General features: G+C 48.2%; 17 protein-coding genes. All 17 read right to left on the bottom strand.

What is annotated here, in order from left to right:
* Positions 1-42: 42 nt before the first annotated feature.
* Entirely contained in the window at positions 43-633 is a 591-nt protein-coding gene (locus VIS94_08110; protein HEY9161033.1) for a hypothetical protein, read from the bottom strand.
* Positions 626-895 (bottom strand): hypothetical protein, encoded by a 270-nt coding sequence (locus tag VIS94_08115; GenBank protein ID HEY9161034.1) that lies wholly within the window; start codon positions 893-895, stop codon positions 626-628. The genes VIS94_08110 and VIS94_08115 overlap by 8 nt, the downstream gene beginning before the upstream one ends.
* A gap of 1 nt (position 896) precedes the next feature.
* Positions 897-2,978 (bottom strand): DNA cytosine methyltransferase, encoded by a 2,082-nt coding sequence (locus VIS94_08120; protein HEY9161035.1) that lies wholly within the window; start codon positions 2,976-2,978, stop codon positions 897-899.
* A complete protein-coding gene (locus VIS94_08125) occupies positions 2,975-3,412 on the bottom strand; it encodes a DUF4406 domain-containing protein (protein HEY9161036.1) in 438 nt (145 codons plus the stop codon). The genes VIS94_08120 and VIS94_08125 overlap by 4 nt, the downstream gene beginning before the upstream one ends.
* Positions 3,409-4,314, bottom strand: a complete 906-nt coding sequence (locus VIS94_08130; GenBank protein ID HEY9161037.1) for a conjugal transfer protein TrbL family protein — start codon at positions 4,312-4,314, stop codon at positions 3,409-3,411. Before VIS94_08130 ends, VIS94_08125 begins: the two co-directional genes overlap by 4 nt.
* Positions 4,315-4,379: 65 nt before the next feature.
* A complete protein-coding gene (locus VIS94_08135; protein ID HEY9161038.1) occupies positions 4,380-4,832 on the bottom strand; it encodes a hypothetical protein in 453 nt (150 codons plus the stop codon).
* An 11-nt stretch (positions 4,833-4,843) separates the two neighbouring features.
* Positions 4,844-5,182, bottom strand: a complete 339-nt coding sequence (locus tag VIS94_08140) for a DUF3852 domain-containing protein (protein HEY9161039.1) — start codon at positions 5,180-5,182, stop codon at positions 4,844-4,846.
* 86 nt (positions 5,183-5,268) lie between these two features.
* Entirely contained in the window at positions 5,269-6,966 is a 1,698-nt protein-coding gene (locus VIS94_08145; GenBank protein ID HEY9161040.1) for a hypothetical protein, read from the bottom strand.
* 158 nt (positions 6,967-7,124) lie between these two features.
* Complete coding sequence (locus tag VIS94_08150; protein HEY9161041.1) at positions 7,125-7,568, bottom strand: DUF6262 family protein; 444 nt, start codon at positions 7,566-7,568, stop codon at positions 7,125-7,127.
* Positions 7,561-9,090, bottom strand: a complete 1,530-nt coding sequence (locus tag VIS94_08155; protein ID HEY9161042.1) for a tyrosine-type recombinase/integrase — start codon at positions 9,088-9,090, stop codon at positions 7,561-7,563. The genes VIS94_08150 and VIS94_08155 overlap by 8 nt, the downstream gene beginning before the upstream one ends.
* Positions 9,083-10,516, bottom strand: coding sequence for a site-specific integrase (locus VIS94_08160; GenBank protein HEY9161043.1), 1,434 nt, complete (start codon positions 10,514-10,516; stop codon positions 9,083-9,085). Before VIS94_08160 ends, VIS94_08155 begins: the two co-directional genes overlap by 8 nt.
* Positions 10,506-11,594, bottom strand: a complete 1,089-nt coding sequence (locus VIS94_08165; GenBank protein ID HEY9161044.1) for a tyrosine-type recombinase/integrase — start codon at positions 11,592-11,594, stop codon at positions 10,506-10,508. Before VIS94_08165 ends, VIS94_08160 begins: the two co-directional genes overlap by 11 nt.
* A gap of 215 nt (positions 11,595-11,809) precedes the next feature.
* A complete protein-coding gene (locus VIS94_08170; GenBank protein HEY9161045.1) occupies positions 11,810-12,355 on the bottom strand; it encodes a DUF6550 family protein in 546 nt (181 codons plus the stop codon).
* A 101-nt stretch (positions 12,356-12,456) separates the two neighbouring features.
* Positions 12,457-13,008: a hypothetical protein gene (locus tag VIS94_08175; GenBank protein HEY9161046.1), complete on the bottom strand. Its 552-nt coding sequence runs from the start codon at positions 13,006-13,008 to the stop codon at positions 12,457-12,459.
* Positions 13,005-13,400, bottom strand: a complete 396-nt coding sequence (locus tag VIS94_08180) for a DUF4320 family protein (GenBank protein HEY9161047.1) — start codon at positions 13,398-13,400, stop codon at positions 13,005-13,007. The genes VIS94_08175 and VIS94_08180 overlap by 4 nt, the downstream gene beginning before the upstream one ends.
* Positions 13,394-13,771 carry a DUF3848 domain-containing protein gene (locus tag VIS94_08185; protein ID HEY9161048.1) on the bottom strand — a complete coding sequence of 126 codons (378 nt, stop codon included), beginning with the start codon at positions 13,769-13,771 and terminating at the stop codon, positions 13,394-13,396. Before VIS94_08185 ends, VIS94_08180 begins: the two co-directional genes overlap by 7 nt.
* 15 nt (positions 13,772-13,786) lie before the next feature.
* Positions 13,787-14,659: a secretion protein F gene (locus VIS94_08190; protein HEY9161049.1), complete on the bottom strand. Its 873-nt coding sequence runs from the start codon at positions 14,657-14,659 to the stop codon at positions 13,787-13,789.
* Between the last annotated feature and the right edge of the window lies 1 nt (position 14,660).

Raw genomic sequence — 14,660 nt, forward strand, 5'->3', positions numbered from 1 at the left:
TGCTTTCTAATGCTGTTTTTTCTCTCTGTAAAAGCGGGAAAATCAATCATTTAAAATCATCCATCTTTCACCGTCATATTCTTCAAACTTTTCAGTAGTCACGTTCTGCTCAAAATAGATCGCCAGCAAGCGTTTGATGTCCTCCTTGCCGGCGCGCTTAGTAGAAAAGCCCTGCTCACGCAGAGTTTTTTCTATGCGGTTTAAGTAGGGGAACACCTCGCTTTCCTTCTCATTTCGGAGCCGGATCACCACCAGGAATTCTCTGGCCGTCGCCATCTGCACCTGTATCCGGTCAAGCTGAGTCAGATCCTGCTCCAGCATCCTTCTCACTGCCGGGTTACCTTCCTGTTCCAACCGGGTTCTGAGAAACTGCTTGTTGTCCTCAAAGTTCTCCCGGCTGTTCAAGCATAAAAACTCCAGCTCGGCCATACCCTTGAGCACTGTCATCAATGCGTAGATCCTGGCGGAGATGCTTTCCTCGGAAAGGACGGAAATATTGGTCGGCTTGACGCAGAAGTATACTAACTCGTCGCCCCGGTTCGTCGCCAGGCTGTAGTCGGTGACGGCCCTGGTATTGATGAGCTGTCTTGTAAACTGCTTTTGCTTGACTTTTTTCTTTTCTGTTTTATTCATACTTGGTGTACCCCCATTCGTAGACCTGCTGTTTCGTAAAGAAAAAGGCGCAGGCATATTTGATAAAGTCGAGGATGCTGGTATCGTCAAACCGTATGGTCAGAAACGCATACAGGGCGGTGATGACGATGGGCGGCAGGAAACGGAGCTGAGCCAGCGCAAACACAGAGAGTAAAAGACCGATGCCGATCACGCCGATGTCGCGGAGCTGCCACAGCCACAGCACCGCCTTGGATTTCAGGTTGTCAGGGTAAATGTACATATCAGGAAGCCTCCTTTTCTTGCTTGAATTTCTGTAAAAAATAGGCGATCCCCCGGAGCACATGCTCCACACAGGGAATCGCCACACTATTGCCGAGTGCTTTGTACCGGGCGCTGTCCGATGCATCGGGGATGTCCGTCCAATAATCCGGAAACCCTTGAAGCCGTTCGCATTCCAGCGGCGTCAGTCTCCGGATCAGCTTACCGACGCGAACAGGATGCACGTTGTTGAGGGAGTACCCACCATCCGTTTTAGACTGGAGGGTTCCACACAGATCGCCGTTTTCCACACCGTTCCGGCAGTCCAGCCCGGCGACGTCAGATTCGCACACTAGGTCGGTTGCATCCTTGTACTGTCTTGCGCTTTGGGTGCTGACCACCTCGTTTTGTGCATATTCGTCACTTCGCTGCTGGGAAAAGACACAATGCCGATCAGTGGCCGTTACGGTATAGCTGATGTCAGGCTGTACGCCGATGCCGTTCCCGCCGTTATGATCCTGCCGGTCGATAATATTACCGGCGATACAGTAGGTTTCGTCAGGTGACAGATCGGCACATTCTTCATCTGGAAGAACAGCCGGCTGGGAAATCAGCGGCACGTTGTTACCCCCCGTGCCATATCGGGCGGACATCGTTGAGACTATCTCATGGGGGCCAGTATAGCGCGAGTCAATGCCATGGTTCTCGAACAGTTCCGGTTGGTTCCCCAATACAAGAGGGGGATGTCCGTCCATCTGCGCCCGCAGCGTAGCTGTGATATTTTCAGTGATATCCATACGGTTGCCGCCCTGGTCATTCAGGCACAGCACCGATGGTACCATGTTTGTACCGCTTTCCGAAGCCTTTAGCGTTGGCGCGCATTCTTCCTGATAACCTATGCCTCCGGCTTTCGAACCCTGCCCGGCAGAAAAAGAAGCCGCAAACAGGAGTCCACCCGGATTTCTTCCACCGCCGCCGTCTGCGCCGGCCAAGGTTGGAGCAATACTTTCTGGCGTAAAAATTCTATCCTGTTGAGTATCCCAGGGTGTTAAACAATTTGAGCAGTCCTGATTCGGTGTTTCGGCAATAAAGGTCTGCTGCTTCATGCCGGGCTGAGCTTGTATCGTACCAGCCACGTCATTCAGTTCCCGCACTTCATCCCGCTGGTTACAGGCGAAGGCTACCGGCAGATTATCCGAGCAGGACAGGTTTTCTTTTTCTGTTGTTACATAACCATGTCCGCCGCCACCACCACCGCCGCTGTAAAGGGAGGGCCAAACACCGCCGCTTTCATAAATACGGCGGCTCTGCACATCCCACGGTGTCAGACATTCTCTGCCGTTATCTCCGTGATTGGACGGATTCCCGCCTGTATTTCCAGTGCCTTTTTCAGGACAGGCGGCAGCTCCTTGCCGCGTTTCTTCGCTCTCCGCAGAATCCCCAAACAAGCGGTCTTGCTCAAATAATATTTGGGGTGCGGTTCGGCCTGCAAAATCTGCAACAAGGTAGATACGTTTCCTCCGTTGCGGGGTGCGGGGCCAGTATTGAGCATCCAATACTCTCCAAGCAACGGAGAATTGATCTCCCAATATGGCCCCAGCAGATTGCCATACCCCTCCCGGAGGTCGAGGTATAGATACGGTACTGTCAGCAATTCTGCAGGTTTCTTCGAGTACCGCCCTGAAATCCTCGGAGTCTGAGGAACTGAAGGCTCCGGGAACATTTTCCCAGCACATATACCGAGGTCGAACAGCGTCAGCTGTCCTTCCGTTTGCTTTGTCATACGCTCTCATCTCCTTGATGACACGAACCTGCTCCATGAACAGCCCGGAACGTTCGCCTTGAAGGCCGGCGCGTTTTCCTGCCACACTAAGATCCTGACATGGACTCCCCCCGCAGACCACATCCACGGGAGTCAGTTCGGCACCTTTCAGCTGTGTGATGTCGCCAACATGGAGCATATCCGGAAACCGTAATTTCGTGACTTTAATTGGAAACGGTTCGATTTCGCTGGCCCATACAGGGGTAAAGCCCTGCCGGACGCCTGCCAGCGGAAATCCACCGATCCCGTCGAACAGGCTTCCGAGGGTCAGCAGTGAAGTCACAGCTGCAGCTTCATGCCGGAGGAGGGCGCTTCCTCCAGCTCGATCTCCCTTTCTTTTCCGCAGATTGAGCCGGCGCTCTGCCGTGCCCAAATACCGTACTGCTTCATAGCGATTCCTCCTTTTATTTGTTCTGTTGATATGTTCCGTATTGGAATGCCGAGCCGCTCGGCCTCCGCGATCTCACAGCCCATTCCGTGGCTGATCCGCTCACCGCAAATCCATACCTCATCGCAGGAGGCCAGTACTCGCAAGCCCATCTGAATGCCGGCCTCTCTTTCAGCGGGGACTGAGTCATCCAAGATTTGCGGGTACAGCATATGGACAGCTATGGGCGCACACCCTTGATCCGCGGCATAGCGGCAGGCGGCTCTGGCAAACCGAAGATTGTTTTCGATATCTCCCGCGAAGGGAGAACAGATATATACCAGCTTCATTTCGCAGCCACCGCCTTTACCACAGTGCGTGTCATATTGACGGCGGTCTGAGCGGTATATACCGCACTCATGAGGTTGGCCTTGGTGCTGGTATCCAGTCCAAAGGCTCCGGCGATGCGGGGGATTTCTCCGGCTGCCAACATCAACCCCAGCCCCAGCAGAACGTGGTCTTTGATTACCATCAGACCTGCTATGAGGATTGTGGACTGGAGGAAGGCCGTAAGGCACAGGCCGATGATCTGCTTGCACCAGCTGACAAAACCGTCCAGATAGCCTCTCGGAACACTAAACATATAAAGGCTGCCTACAGCTATTTGGATGAGCAGGATACCGCCACGCTTGAGGTTGGCGAAAAAAACCTTGATCACTGCATAGCCCATCATAATAAGAATAAACAGCATCATGATCGGGTTGATTGTGCTTCCGGCGCCTCCAAACACGCCGGCTGTCCCTGCGCTGTCCAGGCTTCCAGCCGAGGACAGCTGGCTGATGATGTTACCCGCGAGAGTATCAACGCCGGAGCCATATCCGGTAATGCCGGCTGTGAAACTGCTCTGCAGGGAAACGGAGAGCTTATACAGCTCCACCGGTACCGTGGAAAACAACCCCACCGCCAGAAAGCCCTTGAGAATGTTGAGCGCTGTGTCCTTAATGCTTCCTCGGCCGGACTGATACTCGATGCCGCACTCAAAGACGGATACCACCAACCCTGTGCCGTATAGCGCCCAAGCCAGATAGAAAAAGAACAGGACAATGGAGTTCACCCAGGTCATTTCGAACAGATCGGCGCCCATATTACCCATAGCAGAAAAAAAGTTGCCGAGAAAGCCAATGATCTGACCATAGACCCAATCCAGAATCTGTTTCAGCACGGTATCGGCTGCAAAGTCCCATATAAACATGGGCATCACCTCCTTGACAAAAAAATAAGGAGCCTGTCATTTTACAAGCTCCCGAAAAGGTTGTTTTAGATACCTTGCATTGTCAGGCCGTTTTTGCTCTGTCCGGACTGCTCCATCTCCTGCGAAGGTTCCTTGAACACGTCAAGGTAATTGTTGATGGCCTCGGATATCTGATCATAGTCCGCTTTATTCGGCTTGTAGACATACCAATCGATTTCCTCCCCATACTTCCATATGTACGGGGTTACACCATTTCTGAAGTTCGGGTTGCTGACCGCTTTCCTGCCAAACAGGTCGGAAAAGCGCAGAGTTACAGCGTCTACCGGTCCGTCATTTCGGTTGATGACGGTTGCCTTGATCGCCTCGTAATGGTCCGCTGTACCCATCGTGACGAATTCAATTTTCACGCGGAGGTTGTCGGTGAGCTTCCCGAAGAAAGCCCTTCCGACAAACTTTTTATCAGAGATGGTTGTGTCATTTCCGAACAGCCTGCGAAGCTCCTGTTCAAAGTAATTCATTTTCATACCTCCTACATTCCAAGGATAGTCCAGATGTAAAGCGGAGCCGTTAACGTGAATACTAAACAGGCGAACAAGATCGCCGGCGCGGCCCATTCAAATTGACCATGCTTCCGATAATCGAAATAAGCGGTCCCAAGTTTGGCGAAGAAAAACACCGCCAGAACCAGGTCTATCGCAGGGAATACAACTTTATTGACCACTGTTTTAATCTGGCTGGAGGCATCGTTCCATGTGTTCTCTATCGCACCAGCCACATCACCGGAGGGTGCAGCATAGGCGGTTGTTGCAAAGAGGCAGGCCAGAAGAAGAACGATACAGAAAACCGAGAGAATACGTTTCATTTTCATAGAATACTTCCACCTTTCCATATAATTTTTTACATGAAAAAGGATCGCAAAGTCGTTTACTCTGTGATCCTTTTTCTTTCCTGAAGTTAGGGTTTTACAGGGGCGATATGCCAGTCCGACCACAGGTTGCCCTGTATGTTGACCGAGTCTGTGAGGTTGGCTGACAACATTCCGGCTGGCGTCCAGCAGTCAATGAGCCATGTATACGCCGTGTAGCTTCCGTCCGGGAACCAGATGGGCGTAAAGTGTGTCCGGCGCTTATAGGTCGAGTATTTGTTGGATGCGAACTCAAATTTAGCGTTGTATCCGGATTGCGTCTGCTCTAGCAGCCGCCAGTATGTCTTATATTGAAATTCGGGGAAATAGGTTACGGCAGTCTGTGCATCTGTCACTGCCGAGGACTGGTTGGTACTGACATTTGCCGTGGTGGTCTGGTTGATGCCATAGCCCGATTTCATAGTCTCGCCCGAAGCGGTGGGGTCTTTGGCATCGGGAACAATGCTCATTGCGGCGGAAAGGCTTGCCCTATAGGAAATCCAGTCGAACTCCCACCAACCTTCGTCTACCCAATATCCTGTATCTTCACCCGTAGAAATCCATACCCAATTGGCATGCCACCAGGGATGCCAGATTCCCCACGATGCAGAGGTATTCTGCGCTTTGCTTGGTACGGACGGCGTGGTGTAGGAGTCGTTGCGATCATCCGCCACCGGATTGGGGGGATCATTCCCTGAGAGATCGACGATCTTTGCCGTTATGGTCCCCTGGCTTGCCGAACCGCTGCCAGTCACTGATACTCGAATAGTCATCGTCTGCGGAGTGGACGGTGTTGTCCATCGCACCCACACCAGCTGGCTGTCACCCTCTGGATAATACACACCGCTTACCGTGTAGATATGGCCGCCGATAGTAAATTTAACCGTGACAGGATTATCCGGATCGGCCTGTCCGCCCCGCACAGTTACAGAGGTAATTACCTCTGTGTTGACGCGGTATTCGTAGTCAACCGTGCTGACTTCGGCAGGGTCCGCTTCAGCGCCATTGAACCGCACGATACCAAGCCCAAGTGATGAGATGATATCCGTATCCGAGGCGGCAGTAGTTGTGGAGCCGCTCCATGCTGGATAGCCGAGATCCGCGGTTTCAAGAAACATCGCCAGCGGGAGGTTTTTGTGACTGAGAGACACCATTTTGCTTCGTAGACCGCCATCCAACTGCTGATCGAAAAGCGCGGCTTCCGTGGCAGTCATAGCATACTTTGTACCCCCAAAGGTCATATAGGCAATTGGTTCTAAGAGAAGTTTATATTGACCATTAATTAAGACATCATAACTCATGCCTGTAACTTGAGCTATATAACGAATAACCAATTCATCTGTAAAATAGCTCTTGATTTGTTCTAGGCTGGCTTGCCCGCTGCCTGAGCTGATAATGCGGGGCATGGCTTTAGATGGATTAACATATGTGTATGTGTGTGTGTTTGGTGTTAATGATTGACCGTTTGAATAAGACAGTTTGCAATATATTCCAAAGTGAACTTGTATGTTGTTTGGGGTCTTGTTTGTAAAGTCTATAGGTGTGGTCACGATAGCTCTATCGCTTGCTCTCACAACAGTAACACGGACTCCTTCATCTCCAACATTCCAGTAATTTTCGCTGGTACCGCTGCCCATCCCTCCACCCCCATTATCTATATTGCCTTCGCCTTCGGCATAGGCTGTAATGGGGAAGATGCTAAACAGCAGAAGCACCAATATAAGAAAAATAGTTAATCGTTGTTTCATATAGATGCCTCCTAAGCACAAAAAAAGTACCGCAAAAACGGTACTTTTTTATGGCTGTTAAATTTTAATCCATCGATTATCTTTAGTTGCAGAGTGTCTAACACGAGTTAAAGCCCTGCAACTAAAGGTTTTGTCTGTTGTTAGATACTTTTAAACGTCTAACACGTTACCTTTTGAGAAGATAATCTCTTAATCTGTTCCCGGAGTTTCCGGTTTTCATCTTTCAATTCTTCCATCAGCACCAATTGAACAATCAATTTTTTCTTATCTTCCCGCAAATTGCTGATTTCCTTGTACAATTGCTTTATCTTCTCTGCCTGCAATTGCATTTGATCATTTGAAGCAGCAGCAACTCCTTGAGTCCGTATACCTTTTTTCATCGCTCTGAGGCTTAATATTCTTTCTTTCAATATATCGTTGTTGTACAGTGTAGCCTTTGACACGCCGGCTGCCTCTGCAACCGTTTTAAAGTTGATTGGCCTGCTGCTTGATCGTTTCAGCCTATCAATAGCCTCATTCACTCTGTCGATAGTTTCCTGGTTCTTTTTTTCTGCGTAGGCTTTCAATCCATCTGTATTTTTAGATTGCTTTTGTTTAACCATTGACTTGCACCTCCAAACTATCGACTAAAGGTTTCAGATATTTGTATTTAACATATTGCCGCTGCCAGTCTCTTTCATGACCTAATTCCCTAAATCGCATCATCTCCTTTTCCATTAATTCTAATTCCTTCTGCAATACCGGATAAAAGCTTGCTTCGGTTACATAGTTCGGGCAGTTGTAAAAGAAGCATCCGTCACCATCTGAGCAATTGCCCCTCCTGAAATCGTAAAGGCACACGCCATTGGGCAGGGGATTGAAACTCATTGATTTCGACAGTTCCGAGATAATATTATCAATTTCGGTTTCTGTCCTGCCTTTGAACTGCTGATCCAACTTGCTACGTATTTCAGCGGCTCTCATTCCTGCAAGCTTTGCCTTGGGATTCAATATCACCTCCAAATAAATTTCTTTGATTTCTTCCTCTTGAAGCGTAAGGTAATGTGAAGTCATCTCAATGGAAACATGGGCAAACTGCTTCATCACATAGGCTATTGGCATTTTCCGCTTGACCAATTCTCTGACGTAAGTGGCCCGGAACTGATGACTCATTAATGGGTAAAGATTTCCTTTGCTATCTCGGATATCCCATCTCTGAATGAATTGGGATATCTTAATAGTTGTGAAAAGATCAACCTTGTATACCACAACTTTGTTGTGAAATGGCTGCGATCTGGTTAGAAACAGTTCATGCAGGCCGCTTTCCCGTCTTAAAGGTTCTGTTGAATCACTTAATTCTTTGACTGCATCTTTTACCAATTGATTGATAAAAACTTTGTGGACTATCGCCTCACCCTTGACGGTTTTACTTAAACTGACTTCCATATAATCATGGCCGCCATCTTTGCGATGGATGCAGCCCTCCTTGATGGATAACACCTCATTGAGCCTCAACCCTGTCTGGCTTTGAATGATGATTCCGGCTTTTGTCAGGATATCCTTTTCATCATGAACAGCGTGGAAGAGTATCTTGTCAAAAACGTCCTCTGGAATGGGTTTGAATTTGTTCTTTTTCTTATCCTCTCGCGGATTCCACAAATCACTTGAAGCGATTTGCAGAAAAAGGTTGTCCGAAGGTACCGCCCAGCCTTTAATTTGTCCGACCCGTATGATTTCTTCCAAAATCCTTGAACGTTTGAATCCGGTGCTTTCCCTGTATTTTTTGACTTCTTTCAGCCAGTAGGTATAATCCAGAAATATTTCTTTTGTGATCTGCTCAAAGCTGGTGATGGAATTGTTTTTACAGTATTCAAAGAAAACGGGAAGAACTCCATTAATTTCGTGGTGAACGGAGAATGGCGTAATCCGGCTCAATCGGTGGTAGGCATATAATTTTACCGTCCATTTCATTTCCTCATTTTCAATATAACCAAAGCGTATGTGCTTGTGCGTACTTGCCAGCGTTTTTCGAGGTATGAAGGGTGCCATATCCCACATATCGTCTGTAAATTTGGAATTGCCTACTAAAATGTTTTCGTAATCTGTGTTATCACTCAGAACTTCTAATTTCATAGCTTTAGTCATGTCTGATTTCCTCCAACCGTACAATGATCTCTCTTAAAATTTGGATGGTTGCCTGAAAATGCTCTGCGTAGTGGTGCCCATACACATTGTTCTCCAATTGCTCTTCCATGGTTTTAAGATGATTTTTGTGAAACTCCAGATATTCCGGTGTTGTAATGTACCGGCTGCAGGAATAACATTTCTGCCTCTTTAGCAGTCTGTCGCATACAATCCCATTCTTAAACGGCTTTGTACAGTATCCATCGCACATCTTTGCGCCTGTTTCCCTGTTTTCCCGGAACCACTTTAACTCATCCGCATCTGGAATAACAGACTTATCCACTTGATTCACATGACCGATAATACCAATTTTGCCAAACTGTTCTGCCCGCTCTTTGTCTTTTACATCCGAATAATGCATTTTGGTTGTAGAAACTGCTGTGTGCCCCAGCACTTCCTGTATCACTTTAATATTCGTCCCCTTGGAAAGCATGTCGGTTGCAAGTGTTCTCCGGAATTGGTGTGGTTTAATTCTAAAAATGTCATCGTTTCCATCTTTTATGTCATGCCGGGCAGCAAAATCCAGCAATAAATTTCTGTACTCCAACTGCTGTATGGGCCGAACCATCCCTTTTTGGAAACCGGCTTTCATCTGATGGATAAAAATATACTGCTTAACATCATTTTTAGCCTGTTCTCTTAAGGGTTCTGTAAACCGAATGAGCGTCTTAACCGCCTCCGCACATCTGTCAGGGATAGGCAGGGGAGGCCTTTCCTTTCGGTTTTTATGATCATACCAGGTGAGGGTATATCCATTAATTACATGCGGTTCAACACAATCCGTAGTCAGCAGGAGCATGTCTCCGATACGAACACCGGAGGATTGCAGAAGAATGATGCCACATTTAACATAAGGGTTTTCTTCATTTTTCAGAGCTTCCTCTATCTGAAGGACAATGTCATCCGGAATAAATTCTATCCTAAGCTTGTCGTTCACTCCAGGGTATTCATTTCCGATAAAAATTTCTGTTTCAGGCACATAATCCGGCATATGCAATTGTCCCCAACGAATAATTGTTTTCACCACATCAAAGCACTTTTTCTGTCTCTGATATGCCAGTGGCTTTTTTGTTACCTTTGATAATTTTGTCCTCAAACTGGATATATACAAAGAAATATGATCGTTATCCAGATTCTTCAGACTCCTTAAATTCCGGCTGTCGGCAAATTCGTTGAAGTGCTTAAAGTCCGACACATCACAGTAAAGCTTCCATAAGGTTTTGCTTCGTGTTCTGTAATTGTGCCATACATAATGTTGTAATAGTTCCTTGATTTCATCAGAAGCGGCATAGGAAAAATCAAACCTTAGCTCCCGGCCGTAGAATTGCGATTGATCGTCTTTATCCGTCAACTGCCATACATTTTCCCGCGGAAGGCTATTTGTCACGGAAAACACCTCCCGACAAAGAGCTGCTTTCCCAATATTTATTCAGGCTCTCTCTTAAATATTGATTGGAAATATGGGTATATTGCTGTGTTGTCGTTATCTGTTCGTGCCCGGCAATAATTTTTACCACACTGAAATCCATGCCGCTTTCAACCAGACGGCTTATGAAGGTATGGCGCAGGTCGTGAAAATTAAAAAATATGCCCGTCCTTTTCTTCACTGTATTGAATACTTCATAAGCAGCTCTGTATGTCAGAGGCTTTCCGTAATGATTCTTTTTTAAGGATACAAAAATATAACCGTGTTCCACTTCAATAAGGCTTCTTTCTTCAATAACAAACCGGTCAATCTCCTCCAGCAGAAACATCGGCAGATACAAATTTCTGCGTTTCCCCTTGGATTTGATATCGGTCAGTACGCCCATTTGCATTGTTGAATCGGGATAGGGAATATCCTCTATCTGAAGGTCCAAAACCTCACCAATTCTCGCACCGGTCAGGTATAGAATTTTTAATATCAGTCTATCTCTTGTTGCCGACAGCACTTTGGAAAAGGCTTCAACCTCCGTATCCCTTACAAGGCGGACGGTATGGGTACTTTGTTTCACCTTAAAGATGGACTGCTTTGTCTGGTTATCGTGGCGCGCATGATGCAGAAAGCTTTTAAACATGTTAAATGGCCTGTTTATGTCTTTCATCAGGATCGGATTCTCTATTTCCTTCATCATCCCACAGTACCTGTAAAAGCTGTGTACCGTGCCTAAAATCCGGTTTATTGTTTGTGGTGTCCTGCTGCTTGACTTGAAAAGCGCCAGCCCGTCAGGACAATCTGAGTTTCTGAGATATTCCAAAAACTCACTCATCTTGGTTATAGTTATCTCATCATAACTATAGAGATTGTGATTCAGAAAATCCCAATAGATCTTCAAATCCCTCCCGTTTGCCTTAATTGTGTTATCCGCTCTGCCCTTTAGCCTCTGATATCTCAGAAAGTCCTGCACAGGCTTTACAATCTTCATAGAATCATCTAATAAAACGATGATATCTACTCCCTGGTCCTTGATAATGCTTAATTCCATAAATAAAGCACCCCCTACGTTTTTTATATGTCTAAAAAGACCAAGTCCAATAGTAACATATAAAAAACGCTTGAGGTGCCACTTACATATATCTTATGAATAACCTTGAAGTTGCTGCTCCATCTGCCTTCCGCCTATATGACGGTCTACAAGGGAAAATCCTTTGTTATCAAGTATTTATAGTTTCTTTTATTAACATTTACGTGTTAGTCACTTCAATCTAAAGAGTTCATTGAACCGACCTTGTTTCCTGTCAGTTCATCGCCGGGATTTCCGACCGTTGTTCCAGATCCGCCTCCGCCATTATCTTCAATCCATCCAAATCCGGGCACATAGATTTTTCCGTCTTTCTTATCTCCGGATTTCGGCGTTGCCGGTGTTGAGGATGAGGATGTACTGCTGTCTGGCTTTTGAGAGGGATTCGTTTTTGCTTCCTCCGAAGGCTCAGCGGGTTTCGTCACTTCTGCCTGAATGCTCTGATCAGTTCCAGTGGAATCTCCGGTATCTGTCACCTGAGAAGCCGATTCGGTCGGGGTTATGGGTTGTACGCTGACTTCCGGTGTGGGAGTCGGGGTTTCCGTAGCCGCAGGAGTTGAGACAGAGGGGGTCACAGTGTTTGTTGCCGTAGTTGAAGGCTGCACATCTGCTTCTTTGGGTGCCGCTGCTTTGAACTGCGAGGCTATCGCTATGACAAGGACGACACACACGACACCGAGTCCGGCAAGCGTGAGCCGCTTTTTTGCTTTTTCTGTCAGTTTCATGGTATGTTACCTCCTTTTTCATGTTGGTTGTCAATTTCCTTTTTTCAGTATCACACATTACCACAGACTTTTCCATAAGTCTATGGACCACGCTTCAGAACCTAAAATAAAGGCATATATTTTGCCTGAACCTTGAGATTGATTATCATCGGCGGCAGAAGGTTCCCGGCAAAGGATACCGGAACCTCCAGCCGTATCATTGTATCAGCCAGGAAGCCGTTCGTATTGTCAGGATTCGACGGGGCCAGCGGCATGTTCCGTAGGCTGACGGACAGTCCGGATAGCTTGAATTCCACGTTACTTCCGGTATATTTTACTTGGTAGCCGTTCTCCTGCGTAAGCCCCAGCACCTTGTCCAGCCGGCTGTAAATGTCGCCGTAATTGAGACTTTGCTCGAACTCGGCCGCCGAGGGCTGGTATGCTCCGCTATAGCCCTCCCTCACGCCGTGATACACGTTTTCATAATTATCGTTTACCGTCGAAATCACAGCGGATTGTACCGCATCCCGGACACCCTGCGCGATGATCATCAGCCGAATGCCTTCGGAAGCGGCGCAAAGGAACAGCAGCAGAGCCAGGGTGACCGCAACGGTGAGGGGAAAGGCTGTCCCTTTCTTGCTTTTGAGTATAGCACATAATTTTCCATTTGTCACTTGTAATACACCTCGCTCTTACCGGACGCTTCAGCCTTCAGAGTAACAGGGAAGCTTCCAAAGCCGCCGAACAGCCCAATATCCGCCTGAGTGGTGAGCGTTACGGTGAATTCCTCGTTCAACTGGATTCTTCCAGTTTTCGACCATGTAATATTTGGAGTCAGCCCTGTCTGTTCCGTCAGGACCTGCGCCCGGAGGGTGGTTTCCGTGCCGACGCGTCCGGCGATCTCCGCTTCCCGGCACAGCTCTGAGGCGTAAGTGTCCAGCTTGTTTTTCGTTATGAATACCGGCATGACGCTGACAGCAACAGCGAGAACCAGCATGACACACAGCACCAGCACTGCCACATCGATATACCCCTCGCCGCGCTGGGAACGGAGGAGCTTCAGCATAAGCGTACCCCCTCGTTCTGTTCCGGGGTCTGCCCATCCTCCAGCATGGCATAGTCCCCCTCTCCCAGCCCTTTGTCGGCGATGTTCCAGAGCACATGGTCCATTTCGTCGGCATGGGACACATTCTGCTCCGCCAGCCACTGGTCGCTCACTAACTGGAGCGGGTTATCAAACCGGAGCAGGTAATCCGCATAATCCGGATTACAGCCACCCATAAGCTCATCATAGACGAGCTTTACCGCGGCGATCTCCGCGGCCTGCTCAATGAGGTCGGAAGCGGGTCGGTCCTGGAGCTGCTGGAGGTAGGTGCGGTAGTTTGCCTCAATCCGTTCCTGCAGCTTCTTTTCAAGTTTTTTTCTTTCCATATCCATATGGGTTCCTCCTTTTTAAAACATGTTGCCAAGGGACGTTAAGATCTGAACCGCGATGATCGCCATATATGTCAGCAAAAAACACATCAGCATCACGAAGGAAAACACGCGGATTTTCGGCGGGATTTTCTGCGCCTGTCCCTTGAGCCGCTGGAGCTCCAGTGCCTTGAAGTCATGAGCCAGCATCTGAAAATACACGGCGCTGTCATCGCCCCGTAGGACGCCGATGAGTCCTCTTACTACATCGGACAGCATGGGCGAGTTGAGCCTTGCTTCAAACCGGGTCAGGGCGGCCTCGTAGGATGAGGAGCGCATGTCGGCTGTCAGCACATCCAGCTCCCGCACGAAGGAAGGACCGGCGTTTTTCTTGTAATTCTCCAGCATTGCAAGTACATCTCGGCTGGATTTTAAGGTCTGCTCGACCGTCGCCACAAACCGGGGCAGCTCGCCCTCGATCTGATCGCGTTTTGCCTTCAGTCGTTCATCAGCCTTGCGGATTTCCTTAAAGTAGGTCAGAACAGCGAGGATGATCAGGACCGGCGTGACCAAAGGAAGCAGGAGCAGACATGGAATAGCGCCCAGCAGGATGGCTCCGGCCTTGGTGATGGCGTAGGCTGCGTAGACCTCCGGGGTCATGGAGTAGCCTGCAGCCTTGAGGATATTTGCCATCCGGCTGTGCTTGTACTCATCCATGCGGATATGCTTTGACAGCCGGACCGCGCCGGACATGATCCAGGCTTCTATGGTTTTTGCGGCTTTTTTGTTACCTTTTCCTGCCTCCAGCATAGCCTTGGCCGCTTTCATGGTGGGCAGCTTCAGAATATCCGAGAGGACAAAAAACAGCCCCGCGGCAAGCAGGATTCCTGCTAAAAATAATTGCTTTATCATC

This window comes from Desulfomonilia bacterium, assembly GCA_036567785.1.
In the GTDB taxonomy this organism is placed as follows: domain Bacteria; phylum Desulfobacterota; class Desulfomonilia; order UBA1062; family UBA1062; genus DATCTV01.

Coding starts and splice junctions, on each gene's coding strand:
- VIS94_08145 (HEY9161040.1), bottom strand. CDS start 6,966: ATGAAACAACGATTAACTATTTTTCTTATATTGGTGCTTCTGCTGTTT.
- VIS94_08135 (HEY9161038.1), bottom strand. CDS start 4,832: ATGAATTACTTTGAACAGGAGCTTCGCAGGCTGTTCGGAAATGACACA.
- VIS94_08190 (HEY9161049.1), bottom strand. CDS start 14,659: ATGATAAAGCAATTATTTTTAGCAGGAATCCTGCTTGCCGCGGGGCTG.
- VIS94_08140 (HEY9161039.1), bottom strand. CDS start 5,182: ATGAAAATGAAACGTATTCTCTCGGTTTTCTGTATCGTTCTTCTTCTG.
- VIS94_08165 (HEY9161044.1), bottom strand. CDS start 11,594: ATGGAATTAAGCATTATCAAGGACCAGGGAGTAGATATCATCGTTTTA.
- VIS94_08185 (HEY9161048.1), bottom strand. CDS start 13,771: ATGGATATGGAAAGAAAAAAACTTGAAAAGAAGCTGCAGGAACGGATT.
- VIS94_08125 (HEY9161036.1), bottom strand. CDS start 3,412: ATGAAGCTGGTATATATCTGTTCTCCCTTCGCGGGAGATATCGAAAAC.
- VIS94_08150 (HEY9161041.1), bottom strand. CDS start 7,568: ATGGTTAAACAAAAGCAATCTAAAAATACAGATGGATTGAAAGCCTAC.
- VIS94_08130 (HEY9161037.1), bottom strand. CDS start 4,314: ATGTTTATATGGGACTTTGCAGCCGATACCGTGCTGAAACAGATTCTG.
- VIS94_08180 (HEY9161047.1), bottom strand. CDS start 13,400: ATGCTGAAGCTCCTCCGTTCCCAGCGCGGCGAGGGGTATATCGATGTG.
- VIS94_08115 (HEY9161034.1), bottom strand. CDS start 895: ATGTACATTTACCCTGACAACCTGAAATCCAAGGCGGTGCTGTGGCTG.
- VIS94_08155 (HEY9161042.1), bottom strand. CDS start 9,090: ATGACTAAAGCTATGAAATTAGAAGTTCTGAGTGATAACACAGATTAC.
- VIS94_08170 (HEY9161045.1), bottom strand. CDS start 12,355: ATGAAACTGACAGAAAAAGCAAAAAAGCGGCTCACGCTTGCCGGACTC.
- VIS94_08110 (HEY9161033.1), bottom strand. CDS start 633: ATGAATAAAACAGAAAAGAAAAAAGTCAAGCAAAAGCAGTTTACAAGA.